Source organism: Actinacidiphila bryophytorum (assembly GCF_016916835.1).
Classification (GTDB): domain Bacteria; phylum Actinomycetota; class Actinomycetes; order Streptomycetales; family Streptomycetaceae; genus Actinacidiphila; species Actinacidiphila bryophytorum.
Genome location: NZ_JAFFIX010000031.1, coordinates 22,255 through 47,399 on the forward strand (window position 1 = coordinate 22,255; position 25,145 = coordinate 47,399).

Here is a 25,145-nt window from a genome sequence, read left to right on the forward strand (position 1 = left end):
CGGGAAGGTAGCCGCAGTTCGCAAGGACGTGCGCCCCCGAAACGGGCACACTCCCCGCGCCGCACCGCCCCGGCGTCCGAAAACCACCCGTGCGCCGCTCCGTGCCCAGGTGACGAGGGTGATGGCCGGTGCGGGACGTGGACGTGGGCTTCGTCATAATCACGGGGTCGGACATGGGGGAGGGGCCCGTATGGAGCGGATCGGGGCGTACGCCGTCGAGCGCAGGCTCGGCGAGGGCGGCATGGGGACGGTGTGGCTGGCGCGTTCACGCGGCGGGCGCCTGCTGGCGGTCAAGGTCGTCAGACCCGAGCTGGCGGCCGACCCGGGCTTCCGGGCGCGTTTCCGCGGCGAGGTGGCCGCGGCCCGCAGCGTCGGCGGCTTCCACACCGCGCAGGTCGTGGACGCCGACACCGAGGCCGCACAGCCCTGGCTCGCCACCGCGTACGTGCCCGGGCCGACGCTCGCCCAACTGCTCGCCGCGGAAGGCCCGATGGGCCAGGACCGGCTGAGCGCGCTGGGCGCCGCGCTCGCCGAGGCGCTGCAGGCCGTCCACCGCTGCGGCCTGGTCCACCGCGACCTCAAGCCCGGCAACATCGTCATGGCCGCCGACGGCCCCCGGGTCCTGGACTTCGGCGTCGCCCGCGCCATGGAGGACGCCCGGCTCACCGCCACCGGCACCGCCTTCGGCACTCCCGGCTTCCTGGCGCCCGAGCAGGCGGAAGGGCTCGACGTCGGCCCCGCCGCGGACGTCTTCGCGCTCGGCGCGGTGCTGGTCGCCGCGGCCGGAGGCAGCGCCTTCGGCGGCGGCACCCCGGTGGCGCTGGTCTACCGCTCGGTCCACCACGAGGCCGACGTGTCCGCCGTGCCCGAGCCGCTGCGCCCGCTGGTCGCCGCCTGCCTGGACAAGGCCCCGGAGCGCCGCCCCACCACCGAGCAGCTGCTCGACCGGCTCGGCGCCCTTGCGTACGGAGCCGAGCCCGCCCCGGCGACGTCGTACGACCTGGCCCCGCCCCGGCCGCGCGACCCGGCGGACGGGCACGCGCCCAGCGCGGGCGGTTACCCGCCCGGCCCGAGCGGTCCCGCAGGCGGGCACCCGCCTCACTCGGGCGATCCGCAGGCCCCCCGCGACACGCGCGGCGGTGCCGCGGCTCCAGGGCCGTACGACACGCCCGGCCCGTACGCGCCGCACAGCACACCGCCGCCCCCCGCCGTCGTACCCGCGATGCCCGCCTACCCGCCCGCGGCCCGCGCCGCCGCGGCCCCGCCCGCCCTGCCGCCGTCCCCGTACGGCCCGGGCGCCCCCATCCCGCCGATGGGCGCGGCGGCGGGACTGCCCGGCGCGCCCGAATTCCTGGCCATGGACCGCAAGAACGCCGTCGTGCTCGACCCGGGCGGCATCCTGCTCGGCACCAACGGGCAGGTGCTGTCCTTCCCCTGGCCCGCCGTCGACGTCGCCTGGTGCGAGAAGGGCCGCGGGCGCGGGCAGGTGCTCGTCGTGGCCCTCGCCCTGCGCGACGGCACCCTGCACACCTGCGAGGTCGGCACCCGCAAGCCAGGCGAACTCGACGCCTGGATCGCCCAGTTCGACGCGACCCTGGCCTACTACAGCCCGGAGGAGTGAGCGGGCGCCGGCAGCTCGGCCGGCAGCCGGAAGAACGGGAAGAGCCGCAGGTCGCGGAAGGCGGTGATGCGGGCGACGCCCGAAGGGGCGCAGGTGAGCACCGTGATGACGTACGCCCGGTAGCGCCCGTCGGCGCCGCGGTCGTACGCCGCGAGCGCGGGCTGCCCGTTCGCGGACAGCGGCACCGTCCGCAGGTCGCCGGGGCCGCGCAGGACGTGCCCGTCCAGGAAGCGCACGATACGGTCCCGGCCGCTGAACCAGGTCGGGGTGGGCGGCATCTCCAGCACCGCGTCGGAGCGCAGCAGTCCGGTCAGCGCGGCCACGTCGGCGTTCTCGAAGGCCGCCGCGTACCGGTCGAGCAGCGCGCGCTGCTCGGCGTCGGCGGGCTCGTGCAGCTCGTCCTGCACGGGGGCGGCCTCCCGCAGCCCGGCCCTGGCGCGCTGCAGCGCGCTGTTGACCGCGGCGGTCGACACACCGAGCAGCTCGGCGACCTCCGCCGCCCGCCACTTCAGCACGTCGCGCAGGATCAGCACCGCACGCTGCCGCCCCGGCAGGTACTGCAGGGCCGCGATCAGCGCCAGCCGCATGCCGTGCCGTGAGGCGGCGATCGCCGCGGGGTCGGCGAACTCCGCGCCGAGCAGCACGTCGGGGAAGGGCTCCAGCCACGGCACCTCGTGCTGCTCGGGCTCCAGCGGTTCCGCGGGGTCGCCGGACGGGCCGCCGAGCCCGGTCGGCAGCGGCCTGCGGGCGCGGTTCTCCAGCGCCCGCAGGCAGGCGTTCGTGGCAATCCGGTACAGCCAGCTGCGCAGGCTCGCCCGGCCCTCGAACCTGCCGTACGCCCGCCAGGCCCGCAGCATCGTCTCCTGCACCTGATCCTCGGCGTCGTGCACGGATCCGAGCATGCGGTAGCAGTAGGCGAGCAGCTCGGGACGCAGCGGATCGGTGAGGCGCGCGAAGTCCCCGCCGACCTCCGCCGGGGGGAGCCCGCCGTCCTGAGCCGGTGCGAACCCGCCGTCCTGAGCCGGTGCGTACCCGCCCTCCGTCGCTGGTGATGCCACAGAACCTCCCGCGTGCTCGTCCCGTGCCGGCCCGCCGACATGGGCCCGCACGGATAGGGACCTCGCCCGGCGCCGGAAGTCATCGGGCGGGCGCAGGCCGGGCGCGATGAGTTCTGTGCGCGGCGCGGATCTCTGGGAGTAGGAGCACCGCACGCGCCGCACCTGGCGCAGGCGGGCACACCACACACGAGACGGAGAGCACCGCCATGGCCACCATCGCAGACAGGGCAGTTCTGATCACCGGGAGCAACCGCGGCATCGGCCGCGCCCTCGTCGCGGAGGCGCTGCGCCGGGGAGCCGGGCGGGTCTACGCCGCCGCCCGGCAGCCCCTGCCCGCGGACGACGCGCGGGTCACCCCGCTGACCCTGGACATCACCAGCCCCGAGCAGATCCGCGCGGCCGCGGAGCAGGTCGAGTCCCTCGACGTCCTGGTCAACAACGCCGGCATCGCCCGCTACGACGACCTCAGCGACGGCGAGGTGCTCCAGGAGCACCTCGCGGTGAACGTCCTCGGCGTCCTCGGGGTGACGCAAGCCTTCCTGCCGCAGCTGATCCGCTCGGGCGGCGCCGTGGTCAACAACGTGTCGATCCTGGCCTTCGCCCCGCTGCCGCTCATCGCGTCCTACTCGGCCTCCAAGGCCGCGGCCTTCTCGGTGACGCAGTCGCTGCGCAGCAGCCTGGGCACTCAGGGGGTGAGCGTCCACGCGGTGCTGACCGGCACCGTCGACACCGACATGACGCGCGGGTTCGACATACCGAAGGCGTCCCCCGAGTCCGTGGCGGCGGGCATCTTCGACGGGCTGGAGAAGGACGAGGAGGACATCTTCCCCGACGAGGAGTCGGCAGTCATCGCCGACAGCTGGCGCAACGGCACGGCCAAGGCCTTCGAGCGCGAGCGGTCCGGCCTCGCGCGGGCCGCCCGTGCGGCCTCGTAGCGCCGTGCGGGGAATCCGGCTGCACCGGACGCGCGGCCCTGCTAACCTCCGCTGCATGAAGCGCAACGGACAGACGACGACGCCGGAGAACGTCCCGGCGCGCTGATCGATGTCCGCAGCGAAGCCCCGGGGCGGGTGCCCCGGGGCTTCGCCGTGTGGTCTCCCGTCCCTCCGTCCCACCCCGAGGGAGACCCGCCGTGAACGACCACCGCAAGCTCGGCCGCGAACTGTCGCTCTTCGACACCGACCCGCTGATCGGCGCGGGCCTGCCGTACTGGCTGCCCGACGGCGCCGCGGTCCGCCACGCGCTGGAGGAGTACATCCGCGAGGCCGAGCGACGAGCCGGCTACCGGCACGTGTACTCACCGGTGCTCGGCAAGCGCGAGCTGTACGAGGTGTCGGGCCACTGGTCGCACTACAGCGACGACATGTTCCCGCCGATGGACGTCGGCGGCGAGCAGCTCGTGTTGCGCCCCAGCCTGTGTCCGCACCATGCCCTGATGTACCGCCGCCGCGCCCACAGCTACCGCGAACTGCCGCTGCGCATCGCGGAGATCGGCGGCATGCACCGCTCCGAGCTGTCCGGGGTGCTCGGCGGCCTGACCCGGGTCAGGGCCATCCAGCTCAACGACGCCCACATCTTCTGCACCCTCGACCAGGTCGCCGAGGAGGCGCGGGCCGCGCTGGCGATGATCGGCCGCGCGTACCGGGCGCTCGGCGTCGTACCCGTACGCCACCGCCTGTCGCTGGCGGGACCCGGCGGCAAGTACGTGGGCAGCCCCGAGATGTGGAGCAGGGCCGCCGCGCTGCTCACCGACGCGCTGGACGCGGCGGGGCTCGACTACGAGGCGGTGGAGGGCGAGGCCGCCTTCTACGGTCCGAAGATCGACGTCCAGGTCGCCGACGCGGCGGGGCGCGAGAGCACCCTGTCCACCGTCCAGGTCGACTTCCACCAGCCCGAGCAGTTCGGCCTGGAGTACGTGGGCGCCGACGGCGCCAAGCACCGGCCGGTCATGGTGCACCGCAGCATCGTCGGCAGCGTGGAGCGGGCCGTCGCTCACCTGATCGAGCAGCACGGCGGCGCATTCCCCGCATGGCTCGCCCCCGTCCAGCTGGTGCTCCAGCCGCTGACCGAGGCCGAGGTGCCCTACGCGCAGGCGCTGCTCGACCAGTGCCTCGACAAGGGCCTGCGCGCCGAGGTCGCCCACCCTGCCGACGGCACCCTGGGCGCCAGGATCCGGGCCGCACGGCTGGCCCCCTACCAGGCGGTCGTCGGCCCCCGGGAGTCGTCGGCCGGCGCGGTGGCGCTGCGGCTGCGCGACGGGCGCCGCCCCGCGCCGATGCCGGCCGCGGAAGCCGTCGGGCGCATCGCGTCGGTGGTGGGCGCCCGCAGCACCGAACTGTGGGACGAGCAGCCGTAGGACGGCGGGCGCCGGTCAGGTCCCGCTGTCGTCGTACAGGGCGACGGCCTGCAAGGCGGCGCGGAAGCGGCCGGCGTCCGCGGCGGCGAGCGGGGCCAGGAAACAGCGCTCCGCCGCGTCGCTCGCCGCGGTCGCCTCCCGGAGGGTGTCGGCGCCCTTCGGGGTGAGGACGACGACATTGCGGCGGCGGTCGTCCGGGTCGGGGCGGCGGGCGACCAGCGCCTTGCCCTCAAGGGTGTCGAGGAAGGCGACCATCGTCGTCCGGTCCACGCCGAGGCGGGCGGCCGCCTGCTGCTGGGAGGCGGCCTCCTGGCCTGCCAGCACCAGCAGCACCGCCAGTTCGCGCCCGCTGATGCCGAAGGGCGCGAGCGCCTGCGCGTTGAGTTCCGCGAGCCGCAGCTGCGCGTGCTTGAGGAGGTGGCCGAGCCGGCCGCTCAGCTCCGGTGCTGTGGTGGACACCGGGAAACTCTACAGCTAGCGTGAACGTCAGTAGAGCTGACGTTCTTCATGGCTGACATTCGTGTGGGCTGACGGTCAGCTCTTTCAACGTGATCCCGTGCTCGCCACCCCGTACCCGACCGACCCACCGGAGCACCCGCATGATCCTGATCACCGGCGGCCTTGGCTTCATCGGCACCCACACCGCACGCGCCCTGCTCGACCTCGGCGAGTCGTGCGTCCTGGTGCAGCGGCGCGCCGCCACCGCGGTGCCCGCCGTCCTCGCCGCCGAGCACGGCACCCGGCTCTTCGTCGAGCAGGCCGACCTCGCCGACCCCGCGGAGCGCGGCCGGCTGCGCGAGATCGGCGCCCGGCACGGCGTCACCGGCGTCGTCCACCTCGCCGGGTCCGCGCCCTGGCCGCCCGCCCCCGGCGACCCGGTGGACGCCGCCCGTACCGCACTCGACAGCCTCTTCGCCGTCGTGCAGGCGGCGGCCGAGTGGAAGGCGGAACGGGTCGTCGTCGCCAGCACCATCGGCGTCTACGGCGGCGTCGAGGCCACGGGCGGCCCGCTCGGCGAGGACCTGCCGCTGCCGATGACGGCGGGGCACGTCATCCCGGCGTTCAAGAAGGTCGGCGAACTGCTCACCGGCCACCTCGCCGCCGCGACCGGTCTCGACCTGGTCAACGCCCGCATATCCGCGGTCTGGGGACCCTTCGGCCGCCCGGCCTCCGTCTTCTTCGCCGCCCCGCAGCTCGTCCACGCCGCCGCCCGCGGCACCGCCCCCGACCTGTCCGACCTGTACGCCCCCGCGTACGCCGACCAGGGCACCGACCTGATCTACGCCGGGGACTGCGGCACGGCGCTCGCGATGCTCCAGCTGGCGCCGCGGCTGGACCACCGCACCTACAACGTCGCCTCCGGGCGTGTCACGACGAACGCCGAGATCGCCGCCGCCCTGGCGGAACTGGCCCCCGGCACCCCGATCGACCTGCCGCCGGGCCGCGCGCCCCAGGCGCCGGAGGACATCTGCCTGGACATCACCCGGCTGCGCCAGGACACGGGTTACGCCCCCCGGTACGGCACCGCCCGCGCGGTCGCCGACTACCTCGGCTGGCTCCGCGCGGGCAACGCCCGCTGAGGCCGGGGCCGGTCAGCTGATCAGCCGGCCAGCCTGCCGAGGGCCGCGACCGTCAGGGCCTCCACGCCGGTGGTCAAGGTGGGCTGGATCACCGGCGCGAACTTCGGGGAGTGGTTGCTCGGCAACTGGTCCTGCCGCCCCTCCTGGAAGGCGGCCACGGCCGTCGCGGCGTCCAGCCCGCCCCAGAACCAGAACACGGTTGGCACCCCTGCCGCCTCGCCGAAAAGCCCCACGTCCTCGCTCGCCGCGATCGGCGGCAGCGGCAGCAGCCGCTCCTGCCCGAAGTGCGCGCCCAGGTCGGCGATCACCGCACGGGTCGCGTCCACGTCGCTCACCAGCACCGGCGCCGCCGGCTTCCAGGTGACCACCGGCGGCTTGGGCGAACCGCTGGCCGCCGCCTCGCCGTTGACGATCCGCTCGACCGCGTCGATCACCAGGCGGCGCACCTGCGGGGTGTACGAGCGCACGCTGATGCCCAGCTTCGCGGTGTCCGGGATGATGTTCTCCTTCGTCCCGGCCTGCAGCCGGCCCACCGTCACCACCGCGGTCTCGGCGGCCGGCACCTCGCGCGCCACGATGCCCTGCAGGCGTACGACCACGGACGCGGCCAGCAGCACCGGGTCCACGGTCGCCTCGGGGCGCGAACCGTGGCCGCCGCGCCCGAAGAGCTCGACGTCGGCGAAGTCGGCCGCGGCCATCACCGGACCCTCGCGGTGCCCGATCACACCGGCCGGCAGCGGGCCGACGTGCTGCCCGAGCACGATGTCGGGCCGCGGGAAGCGCTCGAAGAGCCCGTCCTCGATCATCCCGCGCGCGCCCGCGACCAGCTCCTCCGCGGGCTGGAAGACCGCGAGCACGGTGCCCGACCACTGCTCCCGCAGCCGGGCCAGCAGCGCCGCGGCCCCGGCCAGGCACGCCACGTGCATGTCGTGCCCGCACGCGTGCGCGACCGGAACGCTGTCGCCGTCGGGACCCACCGCGAACACCTCGGACGCGTACGGCAGCCCGGTCTCCTCGCGCACCGGCAACGCGTCCATGTCGGCCCGCAGCATCACCACGGGTCCCTCGCCGTTGCGCAGCACCCCGACGACACCGGTGCCGCCGACGCCCTCGGTCACCTCGTAGCCGGCCTCGGTCAGCGCCTGCGCGGCCTTCGCCGCCGTGCGGTGCTCCTGCCCCGACAGCTCGGGGTGCCGGTGCAGATCCTCGTACATCGATGCGAGCCCCGGGAGGAGTTCGGTCCGCCATGCGTCGTCGAGCAGCGCCATCGGGTCCACCTTCCACGTGCCGTGCGGTCCTGCAGGGACCGTTCGGCCCATTCGACCACGTCGCAGCCGTGCGGCAACCCCGCGGAGCGGTCAGTGCTTGGCGGCGACGTCGAAGAGGAAGTAGAGGTAGGCGGCGAGCAGGTGGGCCACGACCACGTAGACCAGGACGCGGGCGACGACCCCGCGCTGCTTGCGCTTCTCGGTGCCGTTGGTGGTGGGGACGACGAGCGGGGCCTGCGGGGCGGGGTCGTGCGGGGTGGCGTGAGTGGTCATGACCGGTCTCCTCGTGGGGTGGCGGTGCGGTGCGCCGCGGGGAGCGCGGCGGTGGTACGGGAGGACGGGGCGCCCACGCACAGCGCGGACGTCTCGCTCTGCATGAGCGTGTGCACGAACAGCACGTCGGCGCCGGTGCCGCCGGCCGCGGCCAGCCGGTGCGGCACCAGCGAGTCGAAGTGCGCGGAGTCGCCGGGGGCGAGGGTGTGGGTGCGCTCGCCGAGCGTCAGGTCGAGGGTGCCTGCGGTGACGTACAGCCACTCCTCGCCCGGGTGCACCCGCACCAGTGCGCGCTGCGCGCCGGCCGGGATGTGCAGCCGCAGCGCCTGCATGGCCCGGCCGTTGCCGCCCGCCCGCCAGTACGTCCAGCCGCCGGCCGGCACCGCTGCGGCGTCGGCGCCGCGTACGATGGGATCGGGTTCGCCCGCGGTCTCGCCCAGCAGGTCCGAGACCGTGGTCCCGTACATCCGGGCGAGCCCGAGCAGCACCGGGAGCGAAGGCTGCCGGAGACCCGACTCCAGCCGCGACAGATGGGCCGCGGACAGTCCGGCCCGGCTTGCGGCGCTCTCCAGCGTCAGACCTGCGGCCTGCCGCAGGTCCCGCAGCCGCGGGGCCAGGACCAGGTCGTCTTCGGGGGCCGGGGGAGGCTGGTGGTCGGTGGCTGCCATGAGTCCATGGAACAGCAGGCCTGCCTGAGAGGCAAAAAACTTGCCCCAGAGGCAAACCCGGCTCTGGGGCGTTGCTGTTTCCGCACGAAGGTTTGCCGATTGCGGACCGTCCGCCGACGATCGCGGGCAAGGAGGCAGACATGACGAACCAACCGCCGCACAGCCGCCCGCACACCACGCCCGCCGACCCCGAACCGCGCTACGAGGCCGTGGTCGTCGGCGGCGGCGCAGCAGGCCTCGCCGGCGCGTCGACCCTGGCCCGCGCCCGCCGCTCGGTCCTGGTGGTCGACGCCGGACACCCGCGCAACGCCCCCGCGTCCGGCGTCCACACCTACCTGGCCCGCGAGGGCACCCCGCCCGCCGACCTGCTCGCCGCCGGCCGCGCCGAGGTCGCGGGCTACGGCGGTGAGATCCGCCGGGGCACGGTCACCTCCGCGCGCCGCCGCCCCGACGGCGGCTTCCGCCTCACCCTGGACGACGGCAGCGCCGTACTCGCCGACCGGCTGCTGGTCACCACGGGCCTGACCGACGACCTGCCCGACCTGCCGGGACTGGCGGAGCTGTGGGGCCGCGACGTGCTGCACTGCCCGTACTGCCACGGCTGGGAGGTGCGCGACCAGGCCGTCGGCATCCTGGCCACCGGCCCGCTCGCCGTCCACCAGGCCCTGCTGTGGCGCCAGTGGAGCGACCGGATCACCCTCTTCCTGCACACCGCACCAGAACCCGGCGACGAGGCCTACGAGCAACTCGCCGCGCGCGGCATCGCCGTCGTCGACGGCGAGGTCACCCGCCTGGTGGCCGACGGCGGCCGGCTCGCCGCGGTGGAGCTGGCCGGGGGCCGCCGCATCGACTGCACCGCACTCGCGGTCGCCCCGCGCTTCACCGCCAACAGCGCCGTCCTCGACGGACTCGGCCTCGCGGCCGAGGAGCAGGAGATGGCCGGCCACGTGCTCGGCACCCGCATCCCCGCCGACCCCACGGGTGCGACCGCCGTCCCCGGCGTGTGGGTGGCAGGCAACGTCACCAACCTCGCGGAACAGGTCATCGGCGCGGCAGCCGCGGGCGTCCGCGCGGCGGCGGCCATCAATGCGGACCTGGTCACGGCGGACACCCGCGACGCGGTCGAAGCCGCCCGCCTGGCTCCCCCCGGCCTGCTCCCGGCGAGCTAGGCCGTGTTTTGGAAGTCCCGCCTGCCCCGCGACGCCTGGCACGCACGCTCGCTGCGTTGTCGGAGTCGTCCGAGTCGTCCGAGTAGGCCCACTACGAGGACGACCCTCCGCCTTGCGATCGCACGCACCGGACGCCGCGGGGCCCGCCCTGTGGGCGGACGGCGCTACTTCCAAAACACGGCCTAGCCGCCCGGAGCTCCTGCGAGGGCTACCAGTGGGCCTGCGAGGCCAGGTGATCGGCGAGGTCGTTCACCTGGCCCGTCGTCAGTTTCGTCTGCTGCGAGTCCTGGCCGGTGCCGCAGGAGAGCATCAGCGCCACGCTGTCCCCGCCGGCGCCGGGCAGCCGCACCAGGGCCACGTTGCCGGACGGGGTGGCGACGGGGGTGCCGGTGGGCGCCTTGTGGACAAGGGCCAGATACGTCCTCAGCTGGGTCGTGGACATCTGTGCGTTCCGCTGTATCAGCGGGGCCAGCAGATTGCTCGCGGTCCCCTTCTGCGCGGCGAGGGTCTCCACGGACACCGCCTCGGGTCCCACCCGGTAGTCGCACTCCACGTCGGTGGCCTGTGCGGTGCGGAGCACAGCGCCGTCGTCCGCGTCCTCGGGCAGCGAGACGGACGCCGAGACCGGCCTGGCGGGCCCGGGAACATGGGCGGCCGACGCCGCCTTGTCCAGGTCGTAGTCCAGCGGGCAGTGCGTGCCCTCCTTGGCCGCGGTGCGCACCTTGTCGTGCAGGCCCGACTCCGAGAGGCTGCCCGTCCCGGAGCCACTGGAGCACCCCGTGAGCACCACGGCGGCTGCCATGCCGGCGACCGCGGCGGCGCGCTTCCCCCACTGACGGGTGCTGACGGTCACCGGCCCTCCCCCTTCGGCTGGAAGACGCCATCCTAGCTACCGGCGATCACCGGCCGGCGTCCTGCCGAGGTAGACCGTGTTGGTCGCCTCCCGGTCCTGCAGCGGGTTGGCGAAGGAGACGACCTGGGCGCGGACGGCGGTGAAGACCTCGGCCAGCGCCGCGGTGAAGTCCGGCTCGGGCGGGTCGTTGGACCACAGCGCGAACACACCGCCGGGACGCAGGAGTTCGCGGACGCATCGCAGCCCGGCAGGTTCGTAGAAGGCGGCGTTGCCCGGGTGCAGCAGATGCCGGGGGGAGTGGTCGATGTCGACGACGACGGCGTCGAAGCGCCGGCCGGGGGCCTCGGGGTCGAAGGCGCCGGGGGAGCGGACCATCGAGAAGAAGTCGCCGTGCACGAGCCGGCAGCGCGGGTCCCGCGCGACGCCGCCGGGAATCAGACCGTCGCGGTGCCACTCGATGACCTCGGCGAGTGCGTCGACGACGGTCAGGGAGCCGACCCTGGGGCTGTCGAGCACCGCCTGCGCTGTGCAGCCCAGCCCGAGGCCGCCGACGACCACGTCGAGGCCGTCGCCGGGAAGCTCCTCGACGGCGAGCCGTCCCAGCTCCACCTCCGCCACGGTGAACAGACTCGACATCAGGAACTCGTCGTTGAGCTTGATCTCGATGACGTCCCGTTCGAAGGCCGGGTCCCACCGCCGGCGCAGGACGAGTTCGCCCAGCTGCGTCCGGCGCCAGTCGAGTTCCTGGAATCGCGCCACGGACGCGACCTTACCGTCACCTCCGCGGCCCGAGCGCCGCGTCGTGGGGGTGTCCGATCCGACGTCTCCACGGGCTCCGCCGCAGATCCTCACCTGCCCCGGCGCCCTCACCCGTTCCGGTCGACTCGCGGCTGTGGCAGGGTTCTGCACCTGAACCGGGTTCGCTGCGGCGGCGACGGAAGTGGAGACGATGGCGCGCTATGTGATGGCTGCGACCGATGCCGGTGGCGAACGGTTCAAGGAGCGTGTCTCGCTCGAAACGCCCACCCCCAGGGAGGTCGCCGCTTTCGGCGACGGGTACCAGTCGACGTATGTGCAGGTCAGTGACGAGCACGGCACCGTCACCCTCTACGGGAGGAGCGCCGGCGGCGCGTGGTCGGTGATCGCGGCCGACGTCGATGCCGAGACCGCGGGCGAGGTGGGCCGCTGGTTCGACCTCGTCGAGCACCTCCCGGGCCGAACGCCGGCCGGCGTTCGGAACGGTGCCCCGATACCGGAAGGCGAGCCGATGGCGAAGGCGCGGGCCGTGTCGCTGGTCGTGGAGCGGATCCGTGCCCGGCGCCTGGACTACCCCACGGAGGGGCTGGCCGCGGACCGCTTCGCCGGGGGCTGGAGCGTCTACGCGCCGGTCGACGTGGACGAGAGCGACCCGATGGCGTTCCTGGACATGCCGGTGGGGCGTTCGGTGTTCCTGGTGGGCGACACCGGGCGGGTCAAGGAGACGTCCAGCTCGGTCCCGCCGCAGATGGCGGAGGAGATGTTCACCGCCGAGGAGGCGTACGTCCGGCGCAGGCTCGACGGCGAGGAGTTCATGGCCGACCTGCAGGACGAGGTGGCCCGGCTCAGCTCCGGGGCGGAAGGCCCGGCGGGCATCGCCTCGTTCACCGTCGAGACTCCCAGCGAGGCGATCGCGGCCAGGGCGCAGGCGCTCCTCGGGCCGATCGCCCAGCAGCTGGCCCTGCTCGGTCCGCCGGGATGGGACAGCTTCACCGCGACGTTCTCCTTCACGGTGTCCGGCGAGGTGGCCCAGCTGCGGTTCCGGTCGGCAGGCCGGGACGTCGAGGTCCTGGTACCGGAGCAGACGGCCCTGCTGGTCCGCCGGCAGCGGCACCTCGCCGCCCGGATGCCGGCCGGCCCGTGGTGGCGCCTGCTGCTGTCCCTGGGGCACACCGCGGGGACGAACGCGGTCATCGCCACGGAGTACGACTACGGCGACCGGCCCTTCCCCGACGACCACCTGCTGGCACCCGGCAACTACCGCGACGACCTGGCCGCCTACCCGCGCGCCCAGACGCCGGCGTGGCTCTCCGCGTACGCCGCGGGCGGCCGAGGACCCGGCCCCGCGTCCCCTCCGGCACCCCGGGCCGCCGCGGCACCGGCACCCGCACCCGCACCGTCCGCGGCACCGTCCCCGGCACGCTCATCGGCCCCGCCTGCCGAATATCCGGTCCTCGACACCACGGTCGGCGGGAAGCGCCTGCACGCCGACCCCCGCGTGATCACCTACGGCAGGAAGTCGATCGCGCTCGACGAGGTGGAGTGGGTCGGCTTCTCGGCGACCCGGGTCGCCGAGAAGCGCTTCATGTTCCCCACCTTCTACACCAACACGTGGCAGTTCCAGGTGGGGCGTTACCCGTACTACGGCGGTCCGAAGGTCTCGGTGCTCATCTCGAAGGGGGGCCGCGAGGCCGAGCAGCCGGCCGAGTGGGCCTTCCTGGTGAACCTCGTCGGCCGCTACCTGGAGCCCCGGCTGCTGGGCGACCTGGTCACCCGGGTGCGCCGGGGTGAGACCGTCACGGTCGGCGGCAGCATCCAGGTGGCCCGGGACGGCATCGCGTGTCCGAAGCCGCGCTTCTCCCTGCCCTGGACCGTGCTCGGCCCGGTGCAGTTCTCCAACGGGATGATCCTCATCCACCAGGCGGGCTCCGAGAAGCCCCTGCTGCGCGTGCCGTTGAGCCACCCCAACGCGGTCCTGATCCCCGATCTGTTCACCGCACTCGCGTCAGCCTGAGCGCACCGGGGGCCGGCCGGGTGCGCGCGACGCCTGCGAGAGCGCGTCGAGCGTCACGCCGACGATGGCCAGCAGCTGCTCCGGGCTCGCCCCCGCCCTGCTCATGACGGCGAGGGACTGGTTGACGGCTGCCACGTGTACGGCGAACGTCCCGGCGTCGTGGTCGTTCAGCCCGCCGGCCTTCAGCGCGGCGTGCAGGCGTACGTACTGGAAGCCCAGCACTTCCTTCGTGTGTGCCGCGACCCTCGGGCTCAGCGTGGGAATCGCCATGGCCGACTGGGCGATCAGGCATCCGTCCGGCAGTTCGGGATCGGCGATGCGATCGAGGGTGACGCCGAAGAAGGCGCGGAAGGCTGCCGGCAGTTCGGCGGCGGCACACGACAGCGCCTCGTCGTACCTGCCGCCGTAGCGCGTCGCGTAGCGATCCAGGCAGCGCAGGAAGACCGTGTCCTTGTCGCCGAGCGAGGAGTAGATGGAGCTGCGGTTCAGGCCGGTGGCACGGGACAGGTCGTCCACCGAGGTGGCGGCGTAGCCGGCGCGCCAGAACTGGACCAGCGCGGCGTCCAGTGCGGTGTCCATGTCGAACTGCTTCCTGCCTGCCACGGTGCCCTTCTTCGGTGGTGCGTCGGTGTTCCGAGCCTGCGGTGCGCAGCCATCTTATCTTGAACCGATTGGTTCAAGATGTGTTAGCGTCCCGGCGTGGCCACGGCCGGGCGCTCCCGGACTCGACGACCGCGCGTGCCACAATTGGAGGATTCCTGTGATCGGCCCCGCGACCAGCGCCCTGCGCAGCGCCGAAACCCGTCCCGTCCGCGACCTGCCCCTGCACGACCTGCCGGGATTCACCCACCGCTGGGCCGACGCCGGCGGTGTCCGCCTCCACGCCGTCGAAGGCGGCCCGCACACCGGTCCGGCTGTCGTGCTGCTCGCCGGATTCCCGCAGACCTGGTGGGCCTGGCGGAAGGTGATGCCCGCCCTCGCCGACCGCTTCCACGTCATCGCGGTCGACCTGCCGGGCCAGGGGCATTCCGAGCGGCCTGAGGGCAGTTACGACACCCACACGATCGCCGCGCACGTCCACGGCGCCGTGAAGGCCCTGGGAGTGCCGACCTACTGGCTGGTCGCCCACGACGTCGGCGCCTGGGTCGCCTTCTCCCTCGCCCTCGACTTCGGGAACCACCTGCACGGGGTCGCCCTGCTCGACGCCGGGATCCCCGGCATCACCCTCCCCGAGGCGGTTCCCCTCGATCCGGAGAAGGCATGGAAGACCTGGCATTTCGCGTTCCATCTCGTGCCCGACCTGCCCGAGGCGCTGCTGGCCGGCCGCGAAACGGAGTACGTCGGGTGGTTCCTGAGGGCGAAAGCCCTGTCCCCCGACACGTTCGACGACACCGAGATCGGCCACTACGCGGCAGCGGTCGCCGCCGACGGCGGGCTGCGCGCCGCCCTCGCCTACTACCGGTACGCCGCCGAGTCGGCGCGCAGGAACCACGAGGCGCTCAGCCGGCAGCAGCTGAACGTGCCCGTCCTCGGCATCTCCGGCAGCCACGGCTCCATACCCGACATGGCGGCGTCCCTCAGCCCGTGGGCCGGCGACGTCACCGGGGTCGTCGTGCCCGACGCCGGGCACTTCATACCGGACGAGCAGCCCGCAGCGGTCGCCGCCGCCGTCGCCGACTTCATCGCCGGCAGCCGCTGACCGGCGGCCGGGTGGTTCAGAGGTTCAGGTAGGACAGGAGGGAGCGGGCGGCGGGGGAGTGGCGGTCGGCGGCGGGGAGGGCGACGGAGACCTCCCAGGGGTGGTCCTCCTGGCCCTTGAGCGGGACCACGGCGAGAGCGGAGGCCTCGGGTTTGCGGGAGATGGGCTGGGGGACCACCGCGATGCCCAGGCCGTGGCGCACCATGTCGATCAGGGTGTGCACGTCGTAGACCTCGACACCGATACGGCGGGGTGTGCCGCTCGCCGCGAAGGCGCGGTCGGTCAGCCGCCTGGCGCCCCAGTCCTCGTGCCAGTCCACGAACGTCTCGTCCGCCAACTCCCCCCACTCCGCATACGGTTCGCCCGCCAGCCGGTGCCCCGGGTGGCAGAGCAGCACCATCGGCTCGCTGGTCAGCGGCAGCAGCCGCACCCCCTCGGGCGGCGGCCCCGGCAGCGTGATGAAGGCCAGGTCGAGCCGCCCGTCGGCGACGTCCTGCGCCATCACCGCGGACCCGGCCTGGCGCAGCCTGACCTCCACATTGCCGTGCTCGGCGCGGAAGCGGGCGAGCAGCGCGCCCACGTCGACGTTGACGCACTGCTCGGTGCCCACCGCCAGGCTGCCCCGCAGCAGCCCCTGCACCGCGGCGACCGCGTCGCCCGCGGCCCGCGCGGCGGCCAGCGTGCGGGTCGCCTCGGTCAGCAGCGCCCGCCCGGCGCCGGTCAGTTCGACGCTGCGCGTCGTCCGGGTGAAGAGCGCGGCGCCCAACTCGCGTTCCAGCGCCCGCACCGAGGCGGAAAGCCCCGACTGGGACACCACCATCCGGTGCGCCGCCCGCGTGAAGTGCCGCTCCTCGGCGACGGCGACGAAGTACTCAAGCTGCCGCAGTTCCATCCCTGCCCCTCTCACTGCCCGGACGCCACCGGAACCAGTAGCCCGTCCCCTCCACACGGTGGCCGGTTCCGGTGTACAGAAGCTCGCCTGGGAGCCGTCGCGCGTCGCCCGGCACACGGTGGTACGGCCCGAGCAGGGCGTCCAGCTCGTCGTAGCGCGCGTCGACCCCCGCCTCGCCGGAAACGGACGCCCGGCCGCTGCTCCCCCGCACCCGTCGACGTAGTGCAGCGTGCCGTCGACGTCGGCCAGACCGACGCGTGGGCCGTCGTACCACTCGAGCTCGATGTACATGCGCTCGAAGCCGTCCGCAACCAGATGCTCTTCGTCCCACGTCTCCGCCACATGTGCAGGCTACAGACGTGCGGCCGGCCCCGGTGCACGGGCGGCGGCCTGCCTCACATCCGGGACTTCAACACGTCGACCTCGCAGCCCGGGGCGGACGGGTCGAAGCCGTGCTCGACCAGCCAGCGCACTCCCAGCAGGCTCCGCAACGACCACCACGCGCGGATCACGTCGAGGTCGACGCCGGCGCCGTAACCCGAAACAACGTCGGCGAGGTGCTCCTCGTGCCCGAGGGTGAGGGTCGCGAGGTCGAACAGTGCGTCGCCGCGGCCCGCCTCGGACCAGTCGATGATGCCGGTGACCTCGTCGCCGTCGACGAAGACGTGGTCGACCTGCAGGTCGCCGTGCGTGAAGACCGGGGTCCACGGCCGGATCGCGGCCTCGGCGACGTGGCGGTTCCGGGTGACCAGGTCGGCGGGCAGGATGCCGTGCGCCACCAGCAGCTCGCACTCGCCGTCGAGTTCCGCCGCCAGCTCCCCGGGATCCCGGCGGCGCCGGCCGTGCCAGGGCGGCAGCGGCGCCTCGTGCAGCCGCCGGACGGCGGCACCGGCCGCGGCCCATGCCGTCGGCGATGCGGCCGACGGCTCACCGAGGCGCCCGAGCGCCCTCCCCGGGACGGCGGCGAGCGCGAGCACGGGCGGCCTGCGCCACAGGACCTCGGGGGTCGGCACCGGCACCAGCGCCAGGGCCGCGACCTCGGCGTCGATACGCGCCTGGTCGGTGTCCACCTTCAAGAACACGTCGCCGACGCGCAGGGTCGCGCGCTCGGAGTGGGCGACGACGACCGCGACCTCATCCATGGCCGACCAGTATCCCGGTCACGCTCATCGCGAGGCAGACGGCGTGATTGAGAAGCCCTGCCGATGAATGCAACCGCTTTCTTCTATTGGACGGCTCACCGATGCCGGGGTGAGCATGGTCGACGGCCGTTCGGCCACCCACCAGGCAGCTGTCTAAGGAGCTTCACCGTGGAGTACCGCAATCTCGGCCGCAGCGGATGCGCCGTCTCCGCCCTGTGCCTGGGCACCATGACCTTCGGCTCGGAGTCGGACGAGAAGACCGCCTTCGCGCAGCTCGACCGCTTCGTCGAGGCCGGCGGCACTTTCATCGACACCGCCGACGTCTACAGCGGCGGCCGCTCCGAGGAGATCGTCGGCCGCTGGATCGCCGACCGGCCCGCCGATGTCACCGAGCAGGTGGTGATCGCCACCAAGGGGCGCTTCCCGATGGGTCCGGGACCCAACGACGCCGGCCTGTCGCGGCGGCACCTCGACCGCGCGCTGACCGCCTCGCTGCGCCGGCTCGGCGTCGACTCGATCGACCTCTACCAGGTGCACTCCTGGGACCCGCTGACCCCGGTCGAGGAGACCCTGCAGTTCCTCAGCGATGCGGTCCACCAGGGCCGTATCCACTACGTCGGCCTGTCGAACTTCACCGGCTGGCAGCTGCAGAAGGCCGTCGACACCGCCGACTTCCGCGGCCTGGTCCGGCCGGTCACGCTGCAGCCGCAGTACAGCCTGCTCAGCCGCGAGATCGAGTGGGAGATCACCCCGGCGTGTGAGTCCGAGGGCCTGGGCCTGCTGCCGTGGAGCCCGCTCGGCGGCGGCTGGCTCACGGGCAAGTACCGCCGCGACGAGCGGCCCACCGGCGCCACCCGGCTCGGCGAGAACCCCGACCGCGGTGTCGAGGCGTACGACCGGCGGGCCGCGATGGCGCGCACCTGGGCGGTGGTGGACGAGGTCCAGGCGGTCGCGGAGGAGACCGGCGCCACGATGGCACAGGTCGCCCTCGCCTGGCTGCTCGACCGCCCGGCCGTCACCTCGGTCATCCTCGGCGCCCGCACCGTCGAGCAGCTCGACGACAACCTCGGGTCCGCCGACCTGCGGCTGACCGCCGAGCAGACGGCCCGGCTCGACAAGGCCAGCGACCCGGGCGCCGCGGACTACCCGTACGGCGTCCCCGGCGTGGACCAGCGCTCGCGCCGTATCGAGGGCGGTCGCTGACCGATCCGGCCACCCGCCCGGCGCGGCCCTGACCTCGCGGGCCGACCCGGGCGGGTGCACCACAGGCGCGGGGGGCGTGCGCCGGGCTGCGCACGCCTGTCCGCGCCTCCGCACGCGGCTTACCCTGGGGTGGCCGAACCGGATTGAATGGGGTCATTCCGGCCGTCAGGAGGGAGACGGGATGACCGACCGCCCCACCGCCACCGTGGTCTTCGACGCGCCCTTCGACGACCGCACCGCCTGGGCGGTCGGCCGCACCTCCGCCTATCCCGGCGACGGGCGCAATCCCGGCGACAACAAGCTCGACGTCATCGGCCCCCGCCACGGCCCCACCGCCGACGGCGTGTTCACCGCCCGCCGCGCCCGCGGCGGCGACTGGTACACCGACCTGGTCTCCACCGAGTTCGCCCCCGGCGGCTTCGAGCTGCTGCCGGACGACGAACTCACCGCGACCTGCACGGTCCACGACGTCCAGGGCGCCTGGCCCGCGCTGTGGACCTGGGGGCGCGACACCCGCGGCCGCCCGCAGCCGGGGCACGGCGAGGTCGACGCCTTCGAGTACCACCCCACCAACCCCGGCCTGCTCGAACTCACCAACCACGTCCGCCCGGCCGCCCACTACGCCGAGGGCGCCGTCACCGCGGGCCGCCCCTTCGCGCTGCGGGTGGTCTTCGGCACCGAGAGCGTCGAGTGGTACGCGGACGGCCGCCTCCTCTACGCCGACCACCAGGGAGTCGGCCCGCACTGGCGGGCCTGGCCGGTCGTCTGCATCAGCGTCGCGGCCGGCCGCTACGGGCATCTGCCGCCGCGGGCCGGCACCGGCGAACTGCACTGGCGGTGCGCGGGGCTGACCGTGCGCCGCGCCACCGCCACCGGGAGCGCCGCCACGAGCGCCACCACCGGCACGACCAGGAGCGCAGCCCCCGCCGCCACGCCCGGCGCAACAGTTAAGGATCTCCCGGCATGATCACGCGCGGACCGGGCAGGTGCGCATACGAGACCCTTGCGCGCCAGGGGTTGTTCTCCCATGGGCACGAGACGAACGAAGCGGAGTCGGTGCGATGACCGGGCGGCGGCAGCCGGTGGAAGGGGGGCCGCACGCCACGCGCGCGGCCGACGGGACGGGCACGCCCCGTGAGGGCGGCACCTCCGGTGCGGAGACGACCGGCTCCCAGGTCGCGTGCGGCGCCCCCTGCTGGGTGAGCCTGACCGCACGGGACCTGGCCGCGGCGGAGAAGTTCTACGGCACCGTGCTGGACTGGGAGTTCCGCTCCACGACGCTGGGCGAGCGCTTCGCCGTCGCGGTGACCGGCGGCCGTCCGCTCGCCACGATCGGGGCGGTCGCCGGCGACATGCAGGTCGCGGTGGGCTGGACGCCCTTCTTCGCGGTCTCCCAGGCCGACGAGGCGACCGCCAGGATCCGCGAGCGCAGCGCCACCGTGGCGCTCGGCCCGGTGTCCTTCGCCTCCGGCCGCGCGGTCCTCGCCGCCGACCGCGACGGCGCCGTCTTCGGGGTCTGGGACGGCCGCCTGCCCGGCGGCTGGCAGTCCTGGCACGACCGCGGCCCGGTCGTCGTGCGCCTGCGCACCAGGGACGCCTTCGAGTCGGCCATCTTCTACGGCGGCGTCCTGGAGTGGGCCGACGAGGGGCGCGGCTGCTGCAGCGTGTCCTACGAGTACGAGAAGGCCGAGGTCGTCGTCCGCTCCTGCGGCGAGGTGGTGGCGCGGATCTCCTCGGGAGCCGTCGAGGCGGCGCCGGACCCCGCGGTGCGCCCGCACTGGGCCGTCCACTTCGCCGTCGAGGACGTGGCGGCGTGCATGGAGGCGGCCCGGGCGCTGGGCGGCGCGGTGCTCGGCAGCGGCGGCGGCCCCGCCGGTCCGTGGGCCGACCTGCGCGATCCGGACGGCGCCCTGTTCACGGTCTTCTCGCGCTAGCCGCGTCCGGCGCCACGGCCGGTACCCGCCCGCGCGCGGCCCGCCGGGCACGCCTCTCGGGGACCCGCAGCGGCGGCTCGGGCAGCAGCTGCGCGTCTATCAGCGCGTCCAGATGGTCCTTGATCCACTGATTGGGCCCCGGCCGGGACCCCGCGGAATGCGCCATGCCCTGCCCCCTGTGGTGACGGCTGCTCGGAGCAGAAATATACACGAACGGTCGTGCTAAAAGTCGACCCGGGAGAGGAAGGGCGGTCAGAAGGGGACCTCACCCCGCGTAGCGCTCGGGCAGCAGCGAGGGATCGGTCGCGGCCTCCCGCAGCCGCCGCAGGATGCCCGCGGCCGCCATCGCGTAACCCGCGTCGTCCCCGTGCAGCACCGAGTCCCCGTTGGCCATCTCCATCAGCGCGCACATCTCGAAGACCAGTTGCGGCAGGTCCAGGTCCTCCCGCGCCTGCCCGGCCTGCTGCGCCTCCCTGAGCGTCTGCTCCAGGAAGGACGACCAGTTCCTCCTGGCCGCCGCGACCGTGTCGTGCACCCGCCCGGGGCGGGAGTCGTACTCGGCGGCGGCGGCGTAGAAGAAGCAGCCGCCGGGGAAGACCCGGCTCCGCGAATAGGCCAGCCAGCCGGCGCACAGCCGCCACAGCCGGTCCATGCCGTGCGGCAGCTCGTGCGCGGGGTGCACCACGTTCTCCAGGAAAATCCCGATCGCGGCGCGCACGGTCGCCAGCTGAAGGTCCTCCTTCGAGCCGAACAGGGCGAAGACCCCGCTCTTGCTGAGCCCCAGGTCGCCGGCGAGCCGCCCGACGGTGAGCCCGTCCAGGCCCTCGACGGAGGCCACGCCGACGGCGTGCTCCAGCACCACCCGCCGCGTCTCGTCCCCGCGCGCGACCCGCCCGTCGGTACGCGCGGTGCCCGTCCTCGCGGTCGTCGCCACTGAAGCCTCCCTCGTGTCGCGGAACCGGTGCGCCCAGCGTACGCGAGTGACCGTACGACCGTGCGGTCACTCGTCCGGGGAGGGTGCCGCCCGGGAATGCGGGCCGGACCCCTTGCGTTGACCACGGCGACGGACAAGAAAACGATAACGATGACGGAAAGAGGTGGACCCATGGCCCGCAGCGAACTGCGCCCGGTCGTGAAGCTCCGCTCCACCGCCGGCACCGGTCACACCTACGTGACCCGCAAGAACCGCCGCAACGACCCGGACCGGCTGACGCTGCTCAAGTACGACCCCGTCGCCCGCAAGCACGTGCTCTTCCGCGAGGAGCGCTGACACAGCGCACCCCCGCTGCCACGCGACGCAACGTACGCCCGGTACCGCACCCACCACGAAAGGACCCCCATGAAGAACGGCATCCACCCCACGTCCCGTCCGGTGGTCTTCCGCGACCGGGCCGGTGACCTGGCCTTCCTCACCCGCTCCACCGCGACCTCCGACCGCACCGTCGAGTGGACGGACGGCAGCACCTACCCCGTCATCGACGTGGAGATCTCCTCGGCGAGCCACCCCTTCTACACCGGAAGGGCACGCGAGCTGGACACCGCGGGCCGCGTCGAGCGCTTCCGCCGCCGCTACGGCCACAGCGCCGGCTGAGCCGGCAGCCGCTCCGCGCACCATGGGCCGCGCCTCCCGAGCAGGGGGGCGCGGCCCGTCACGTTTCCCCGGCGCCCTCCGTCAGTGGGGTGCGCGGCGGCGCCGCCCGGCGCCGACGCACCGCACGGCAACACCCGGAGGGGAACGATGAGGAACAGCGCATTCACCCAGGACATGACCATGATGTACGTGATGCACGACGCCCTGCGCCGCGAGCTGGGCCACATCGCGGCCACCGCCGCCCGCACGGACACCGACCCGCGGGCGGTCCTGCGCTCCGCCCCCGGCTGGCAGATGTTCAAGGACTACCTGCACGTCCACCACGGCGCGGAGGACGACATCCTGTGGCCTGCGATACGGGCCGCCGTCGCGGGCAGGCCCGACGAGAACGACCTCCTCGACGCCATGGAGGCGGAGCACGCCGTCATCGACCCCGGCCTTGCCGCCGTGGACGCCGCCATCGCCTCCGACGAGCCGGGCACCGGTGCGCTGACGGCGATCGTGAGCCGCCTGGTCGCGGGTCTGAACGCGCACCTGACGCACGAGGAGGACCAGGGCCTGGCGGTCGTGGACGCCTACGCGACACCGGAGGTGCTGCGGCTGTTCGGCGTGGAGCACGGCAATCGGATCGGACCGGCCATGCCGCTCTACCTGCCGTGGCTGCTGGAGGGTGCGGACGCGGCGGACACCGAGGCGGCGCTGCGCCCGCTGCCCGCACCGGTGCGCGGCGCCTACCACGACGAGTGGGCGCCGGCCTTCGCCGCCCTGGACCGCTGGCGGACCGCGGCGGCCTGACCTGGAACGGCCGCCGGCGCCCGGCCCGCACCCGGCGGAAGCCGTCCGTGTACGGGCCGCACCGTCACTTGATCGGGTGGAGCCGGGCCTGCGGCAGCACGTCCCGCGCTGCCGCAGGCCCGGCCGCCGCTAGGGTCGGCAGCCGGGAGAGTGCCGCCACAAGCTGCGGCGGACAGTGCCTTCGACCAGCCCCATCCGCCCACGCCGGGGGCACTCTCCTGCCCGTGGGCGCAGTCCGCGCCCGTGCGCCCGCCTGCGCCCTCACGGCTGCGCGGGACCGTCCCAGGAGACCCGGTAGAAGGCGAGCTGCCCGGTCGTCGCGACCAGCCGCATGCCCGCCGCCGCCATCACGCGCTGCGAGGCGGTGTTGGCTATGTCGGTGTCGCCCGCCACACTGCTGACGCCCTGGGCGCGGGCGAAGGCCAGCAGGGCGCGCAGCGCCTCGGAGGCGTAGCCCTTGCCGCGTGACGACGGTACGAGCCCGTAGCCGACGGTGACGCCGCCGTCCTGGTCCGGCGGGCCGTGGAAGTCCACCCCGCCGACGGTCAGGCCGCCGGCCCGCAGCCGTATCTCGTACGTGCCGAACGGCCGCGGGTCGCCGCTGCTCTCGCAGGTGGCCAGGAAACGCGTCATCGCCGACACGTCGCCCGCGTCGGGGTAGCCGTCGGCCCACTGCTCGCCGCCGCCGGGCGTGCCCTCGCGCACCCGCTCGGCCTCCGCGGCGCTCAGCGGGTGCAGCACCAGGCGGTCCGTGACCAGGTCGTCGCTGCCGTCCGCGCGGTTCATGCGTCCTCCCGGCCCGCGTGTCAGAGCGCCAGATGCATGATGTGCAGGCCGACGTAACCCAGTTGCGGGTGGCGGAAGCCCTCCGGCAGGGTGCCGATGACCTGGAAGCCGAGCGACTCGTACAGCCGGACCGCGGCCGTGTTGCTCTCCACGACGGCGTTGAACTGCATCGCCCGGTAGCCCTCGGCCCGCGCCCAGTCCACCGTGTACGTGCACAGCGCGCGCCCCACGCCCCGGCCCGCGTACTGCGGGTCGACCATGTAGCTGGCGCTGGCGATGTGCGAGCCGTTGCCCATGTGGTTGCGGTTCATCTTCGCGGTGCCGACCACCGTGCCCGCCTCGTCCTCCGCGACGACCGTACGGAAGGGGGCGGGAAGCAGCCACCACTCCCGGCCCTGGTCCTCCGTGAGGTCCGCGGGGTAGGTGAACGTCTCGCCCTCGGTGACGATGCGGTGGAAGAACGGCCAGATGGCGGGCCAGTCCTGCGCGGTGGCTTCCCTGATCAACATCCGGCCAGCATGCCCGCACCCCGCGGCGGTATCCAGCGGATATCCGCACCCCGCGGCGGAAAACCGGATGCGGATCGGCCGCATCTGTTGGAAGGGTGCACCGGTGAATCGTGAAGAGATCTCCCGCATCGCCCATGCCGACCACCCGATCAAGGCGCCGCTCGACGACGAATCGGTGCGCCAGTTGCTGGCCAAGGCCCTGCCGCGCGGGGACGAGCGCGTCCTCGACCTCGGCTGCGGCGGCGGCGAATGGCTGCTGCGCGCGCTGGATACGGGGCCGCAGGTGCACGCCGAGGGCGTGGACGTATCGCCTGAGGCCCTCGCCCAGGCCGACGAGGCGGCGACCCGGCGCGGCCTGCGCGAGCGGCTGGTGCTGCACCGGCAGGACGCCGCGCAGTTCGCCGCGCCGCAGCCCTTCGACCTGGTGCTCAGCGTCGGGGCCGCGCACGCCTTCGGCGGCCTGCTCCCGACGCTGGCCGCCGCCCGCAAGCACCTGGCCCCCGGCGGCAGCGTGCTGGTCGGCGACGGCTTCTGGGAGCGCCCGCCGACCGCGGAGGCCGTCGAGATGCTCGGGGACTTCGGCGACCTGGCGGCCGTCGTGGACAGCGTCGTCGCCGAGGGGTGGACGCCGGTGAACGGCCACATCAGCACCCGCCGCGAGCTGGACGCCTACGAGTGGGCCTGCTGGGGCGGCCTGGCCGCCTGGGCACTCGACCACCGGGGCGACGCGCGGTCCGGCGAGGTCCTGGAAACCGCGGACACCCGCCGGACAGAATGGCTGCACACCTACCGGGACTCCTTCGGCTTCGTCAGCCTGGTCCTGCGCAGGACCCGGGAGGACCGCGCCTGACGCGGACGGCAGCGTCAGCGGCCCGGGACGTTTCGTCCCGGGCCGCGGCGACCGGCAACCGGAGCTTTGGCCTCACATTCCGGAGCGCTGTCTTGTCGGACAGGTGAAGGCACATGCGACCAAGGGAG

27 protein-coding genes are annotated in these 25,145 nt (G+C 73.9%); 14 read left to right on the forward strand and 13 right to left on the reverse strand.

What is annotated here, in order from left to right; all coding sequences use genetic code 11:
• Window positions 1-190 precede the first annotated feature (190 nt).
• Window positions 191-1,621, forward strand: a complete 1,431-nt coding sequence (locus JT723_RS31210) for a serine/threonine-protein kinase (protein ID WP_205048221.1) — start codon at window positions 191-193, stop codon at window positions 1,619-1,621.
• On the opposite strand, the gene JT723_RS31215 is transcribed toward JT723_RS31210, so the two are convergent.
• Entirely contained in the window at window positions 1,603-2,679 is a 1,077-nt protein-coding gene (locus JT723_RS31215) for a sigma-70 family RNA polymerase sigma factor (protein WP_205048222.1), read from the reverse strand. The genes JT723_RS31210 and JT723_RS31215 overlap by 19 nt on opposite strands.
• Before the next feature lie 206 nt (window positions 2,680-2,885).
• Between JT723_RS31215 and JT723_RS31220 the strand changes: the two genes are divergently transcribed.
• Together JT723_RS31220 and thrS are read left to right on the forward strand one after the other, a co-directional pair.
• Entirely contained in the window at window positions 2,886-3,614 is a 729-nt protein-coding gene (locus JT723_RS31220; RefSeq protein ID WP_205048223.1) for an SDR family NAD(P)-dependent oxidoreductase, read from the forward strand.
• 197 nt (window positions 3,615-3,811) lie between these two features.
• Window positions 3,812-5,035 (forward strand): threonine--tRNA ligase, encoded by a 1,224-nt coding sequence (gene thrS, locus JT723_RS31225; RefSeq protein ID WP_205048224.1) that lies wholly within the window; start codon window positions 3,812-3,814, stop codon window positions 5,033-5,035.
• 15 nt (window positions 5,036-5,050) lie between these two features.
• On the opposite strand, the gene JT723_RS31230 is transcribed toward thrS, so the two are convergent.
• Complete coding sequence (locus JT723_RS31230; protein WP_205048225.1) at window positions 5,051-5,494, reverse strand: MarR family winged helix-turn-helix transcriptional regulator; 444 nt, start codon at window positions 5,492-5,494, stop codon at window positions 5,051-5,053.
• A 140-nt stretch (window positions 5,495-5,634) separates the two neighbouring features.
• On the opposite strand from JT723_RS31230, the gene JT723_RS31235 reads away from it, so the two are divergent.
• Window positions 5,635-6,615 carry an NAD-dependent epimerase/dehydratase family protein gene (locus JT723_RS31235; RefSeq protein ID WP_205048226.1) on the forward strand — a complete coding sequence of 327 codons (981 nt, stop codon included), beginning with the start codon at window positions 5,635-5,637 and terminating at the stop codon, window positions 6,613-6,615.
• Between the two features lie 20 nt (window positions 6,616-6,635).
• Here JT723_RS31235 and JT723_RS31240 read toward each other — a convergent pair whose 3' ends face one another.
• From JT723_RS31240 to JT723_RS31250, 3 genes are all read right to left on the reverse strand, one after another.
• Window positions 6,636-7,883, reverse strand: a complete 1,248-nt coding sequence (locus tag JT723_RS31240) for an amidohydrolase (RefSeq protein ID WP_240166474.1) — start codon at window positions 7,881-7,883, stop codon at window positions 6,636-6,638.
• A 90-nt stretch (window positions 7,884-7,973) separates the two neighbouring features.
• Complete coding sequence (locus tag JT723_RS31245; protein WP_205048228.1) at window positions 7,974-8,156, reverse strand: DUF6126 family protein; 183 nt, start codon at window positions 8,154-8,156, stop codon at window positions 7,974-7,976.
• Window positions 8,153-8,824: a helix-turn-helix domain-containing protein gene (locus tag JT723_RS31250; protein ID WP_205048229.1), complete on the reverse strand. Its 672-nt coding sequence runs from the start codon at window positions 8,822-8,824 to the stop codon at window positions 8,153-8,155. Before JT723_RS31250 ends, JT723_RS31245 begins: the two co-directional genes overlap by 4 nt.
• 140 nt (window positions 8,825-8,964) lie before the next feature.
• Here JT723_RS31250 and JT723_RS31255 point away from each other — a divergent pair, with 140 nt between their 5' ends.
• Complete coding sequence (locus JT723_RS31255; protein ID WP_205048230.1) at window positions 8,965-9,993, forward strand: NAD(P)/FAD-dependent oxidoreductase; 1,029 nt, start codon at window positions 8,965-8,967, stop codon at window positions 9,991-9,993.
• Window positions 9,994-10,201: 208 nt separating this feature from the next.
• Here the strand turns inward: JT723_RS31255 and JT723_RS31260 are convergent, their stop codons facing one another.
• Complete coding sequence (locus JT723_RS31260; protein WP_205048231.1) at window positions 10,202-10,846, reverse strand: hypothetical protein; 645 nt, start codon at window positions 10,844-10,846, stop codon at window positions 10,202-10,204.
• Between the two features lie 36 nt (window positions 10,847-10,882).
• A complete protein-coding gene (locus tag JT723_RS31265; protein ID WP_205048232.1) occupies window positions 10,883-11,605 on the reverse strand; it encodes a polyamine aminopropyltransferase in 723 nt (240 codons plus the stop codon).
• Between the two features lie 205 nt (window positions 11,606-11,810).
• Between JT723_RS31265 and JT723_RS31270 the strand changes: the two genes are divergently transcribed.
• Window positions 11,811-13,616: a hypothetical protein gene (locus tag JT723_RS31270; RefSeq protein WP_205048233.1), complete on the forward strand. Its 1,806-nt coding sequence runs from the start codon at window positions 11,811-11,813 to the stop codon at window positions 13,614-13,616.
• On the opposite strand, the gene JT723_RS31275 is transcribed toward JT723_RS31270, so the two are convergent.
• A complete protein-coding gene (locus JT723_RS31275; RefSeq protein ID WP_205048234.1) occupies window positions 13,608-14,219 on the reverse strand; it encodes a TetR/AcrR family transcriptional regulator in 612 nt (203 codons plus the stop codon). The two genes, JT723_RS31270 and JT723_RS31275, sit on opposite strands and share 9 nt — an antisense overlap.
• A gap of 157 nt (window positions 14,220-14,376) precedes the next feature.
• Between JT723_RS31275 and JT723_RS31280 the strand changes: the two genes are divergently transcribed.
• A complete protein-coding gene (locus tag JT723_RS31280; RefSeq protein ID WP_205048235.1) occupies window positions 14,377-15,315 on the forward strand; it encodes an alpha/beta fold hydrolase in 939 nt (312 codons plus the stop codon).
• Window positions 15,316-15,331: 16 nt separating this feature from the next.
• Here JT723_RS31280 and JT723_RS31285 read toward each other — a convergent pair whose 3' ends face one another.
• Window positions 15,332-16,207, reverse strand: a complete 876-nt coding sequence (locus tag JT723_RS31285; protein WP_205048236.1) for a LysR family transcriptional regulator — start codon at window positions 16,205-16,207, stop codon at window positions 15,332-15,334.
• 395 nt (window positions 16,208-16,602) lie between these two features.
• Window positions 16,603-17,349, reverse strand: coding sequence for a phosphotransferase family protein (locus tag JT723_RS31290; RefSeq protein ID WP_205048237.1), 747 nt, complete (start codon window positions 17,347-17,349; stop codon window positions 16,603-16,605).
• Between the two features lie 168 nt (window positions 17,350-17,517).
• Here JT723_RS31290 and JT723_RS31295 point away from each other — a divergent pair, with 168 nt between their 5' ends.
• The 3 genes from JT723_RS31295 to JT723_RS31305 all read left to right on the forward strand — a co-directional run bounded on the left by JT723_RS31295 (window position 17,518) and on the right by JT723_RS31305 (window position 20,486).
• Window positions 17,518-18,552: an aldo/keto reductase gene (locus JT723_RS31295; RefSeq protein ID WP_205048238.1), complete on the forward strand. Its 1,035-nt coding sequence runs from the start codon at window positions 17,518-17,520 to the stop codon at window positions 18,550-18,552.
• A 181-nt stretch (window positions 18,553-18,733) separates the two neighbouring features.
• Window positions 18,734-19,519 carry a LamG domain-containing protein gene (locus tag JT723_RS31300; RefSeq protein WP_205048239.1) on the forward strand — a complete coding sequence of 262 codons (786 nt, stop codon included), beginning with the start codon at window positions 18,734-18,736 and terminating at the stop codon, window positions 19,517-19,519.
• Between the two features lie 94 nt (window positions 19,520-19,613).
• On the forward strand, window positions 19,614-20,486 hold the full coding sequence (locus tag JT723_RS31305) for a VOC family protein (protein WP_205048240.1): 873 nt from the start codon (window positions 19,614-19,616) through the stop codon (window positions 20,484-20,486).
• A 265-nt stretch (window positions 20,487-20,751) separates the two neighbouring features.
• Here the strand turns inward: JT723_RS31305 and JT723_RS31310 are convergent, their stop codons facing one another.
• Window positions 20,752-21,420: a TetR/AcrR family transcriptional regulator gene (locus JT723_RS31310; RefSeq protein WP_205048241.1), complete on the reverse strand. Its 669-nt coding sequence runs from the start codon at window positions 21,418-21,420 to the stop codon at window positions 20,752-20,754.
• Between the two features lie 171 nt (window positions 21,421-21,591).
• Here JT723_RS31310 and rpmG point away from each other — a divergent pair, with 171 nt between their 5' ends.
• The 3 genes from rpmG to JT723_RS31325 all read left to right on the forward strand — a co-directional run bounded on the left by rpmG (window position 21,592) and on the right by JT723_RS31325 (window position 22,872).
• Complete coding sequence (gene rpmG / locus JT723_RS31315; protein WP_205048242.1) at window positions 21,592-21,756, forward strand: 50S ribosomal protein L33; 165 nt, start codon at window positions 21,592-21,594, stop codon at window positions 21,754-21,756.
• 69 nt (window positions 21,757-21,825) lie between these two features.
• Window positions 21,826-22,077, forward strand: coding sequence for a type B 50S ribosomal protein L31 (locus tag JT723_RS31320; RefSeq protein ID WP_205048243.1), 252 nt, complete (start codon window positions 21,826-21,828; stop codon window positions 22,075-22,077).
• A gap of 147 nt (window positions 22,078-22,224) precedes the next feature.
• Window positions 22,225-22,872, forward strand: coding sequence for a hemerythrin domain-containing protein (locus tag JT723_RS31325; RefSeq protein WP_205048244.1), 648 nt, complete (start codon window positions 22,225-22,227; stop codon window positions 22,870-22,872).
• 261 nt (window positions 22,873-23,133) lie between these two features.
• Here JT723_RS31325 and JT723_RS31330 read toward each other — a convergent pair whose 3' ends face one another.
• Together JT723_RS31330 and JT723_RS31335 are read right to left on the reverse strand one after the other, a co-directional pair.
• Window positions 23,134-23,658, reverse strand: coding sequence for a GNAT family N-acetyltransferase (locus JT723_RS31330; RefSeq protein WP_205048245.1), 525 nt, complete (start codon window positions 23,656-23,658; stop codon window positions 23,134-23,136).
• Between the two features lie 20 nt (window positions 23,659-23,678).
• On the reverse strand, window positions 23,679-24,167 hold the full coding sequence (locus tag JT723_RS31335) for a GNAT family N-acetyltransferase (protein ID WP_205048246.1): 489 nt from the start codon (window positions 24,165-24,167) through the stop codon (window positions 23,679-23,681).
• A gap of 103 nt (window positions 24,168-24,270) precedes the next feature.
• Between JT723_RS31335 and JT723_RS31340 the strand changes: the two genes are divergently transcribed.
• Window positions 24,271-25,017: an SAM-dependent methyltransferase gene (locus JT723_RS31340; RefSeq protein ID WP_205048247.1), complete on the forward strand. Its 747-nt coding sequence runs from the start codon at window positions 24,271-24,273 to the stop codon at window positions 25,015-25,017.
• The last annotated feature ends 128 nt before the right edge of the window (window positions 25,018-25,145 follow it).

Coding starts and splice junctions, on each gene's coding strand:
- JT723_RS31210 (WP_205048221.1), top strand. CDS start 191: ATGGAGCGGATCGGGGCGTACGCCGTCGAGCGCAGGCTCGGCGAGGGC.
- JT723_RS31220 (WP_205048223.1), top strand. CDS start 2,886: ATGGCCACCATCGCAGACAGGGCAGTTCTGATCACCGGGAGCAACCGC.
- JT723_RS31235 (WP_205048226.1), top strand. CDS start 5,635: ATGATCCTGATCACCGGCGGCCTTGGCTTCATCGGCACCCACACCGCA.
- JT723_RS31240 (WP_240166474.1), bottom strand. CDS start 7,883: ATGGCGCTGCTCGACGACGCATGGCGGACCGAACTCCTCCCGGGGCTC.
- JT723_RS31245 (WP_205048228.1), bottom strand. CDS start 8,156: ATGACCACTCACGCCACCCCGCACGACCCCGCCCCGCAGGCCCCGCTC.
- JT723_RS31250 (WP_205048229.1), bottom strand. CDS start 8,824: ATGGCAGCCACCGACCACCAGCCTCCCCCGGCCCCCGAAGACGACCTG.
- JT723_RS31255 (WP_205048230.1), top strand. CDS start 8,965: ATGACGAACCAACCGCCGCACAGCCGCCCGCACACCACGCCCGCCGAC.
- JT723_RS31270 (WP_205048233.1), top strand. CDS start 11,811: ATGGCTGCGACCGATGCCGGTGGCGAACGGTTCAAGGAGCGTGTCTCG.
- JT723_RS31285 (WP_205048236.1), bottom strand. CDS start 16,207: ATGGAACTGCGGCAGCTTGAGTACTTCGTCGCCGTCGCCGAGGAGCGG.
- JT723_RS31290 (WP_205048237.1), bottom strand. CDS start 17,349: ATGGATGAGGTCGCGGTCGTCGTCGCCCACTCCGAGCGCGCGACCCTG.
- JT723_RS31300 (WP_205048239.1), top strand. CDS start 18,734: ATGACCGACCGCCCCACCGCCACCGTGGTCTTCGACGCGCCCTTCGAC.
- JT723_RS31305 (WP_205048240.1), top strand. CDS start 19,614: ATGACCGGGCGGCGGCAGCCGGTGGAAGGGGGGCCGCACGCCACGCGC.
- rpmG (WP_205048242.1), top strand. CDS start 21,592: ATGGCCCGCAGCGAACTGCGCCCGGTCGTGAAGCTCCGCTCCACCGCC.
- JT723_RS31320 (WP_205048243.1), top strand. CDS start 21,826: ATGAAGAACGGCATCCACCCCACGTCCCGTCCGGTGGTCTTCCGCGAC.
- JT723_RS31325 (WP_205048244.1), top strand. CDS start 22,225: ATGAGGAACAGCGCATTCACCCAGGACATGACCATGATGTACGTGATG.
- JT723_RS31330 (WP_205048245.1), bottom strand. CDS start 23,658: ATGAACCGCGCGGACGGCAGCGACGACCTGGTCACGGACCGCCTGGTG.
- JT723_RS31335 (WP_205048246.1), bottom strand. CDS start 24,167: ATGTTGATCAGGGAAGCCACCGCGCAGGACTGGCCCGCCATCTGGCCG.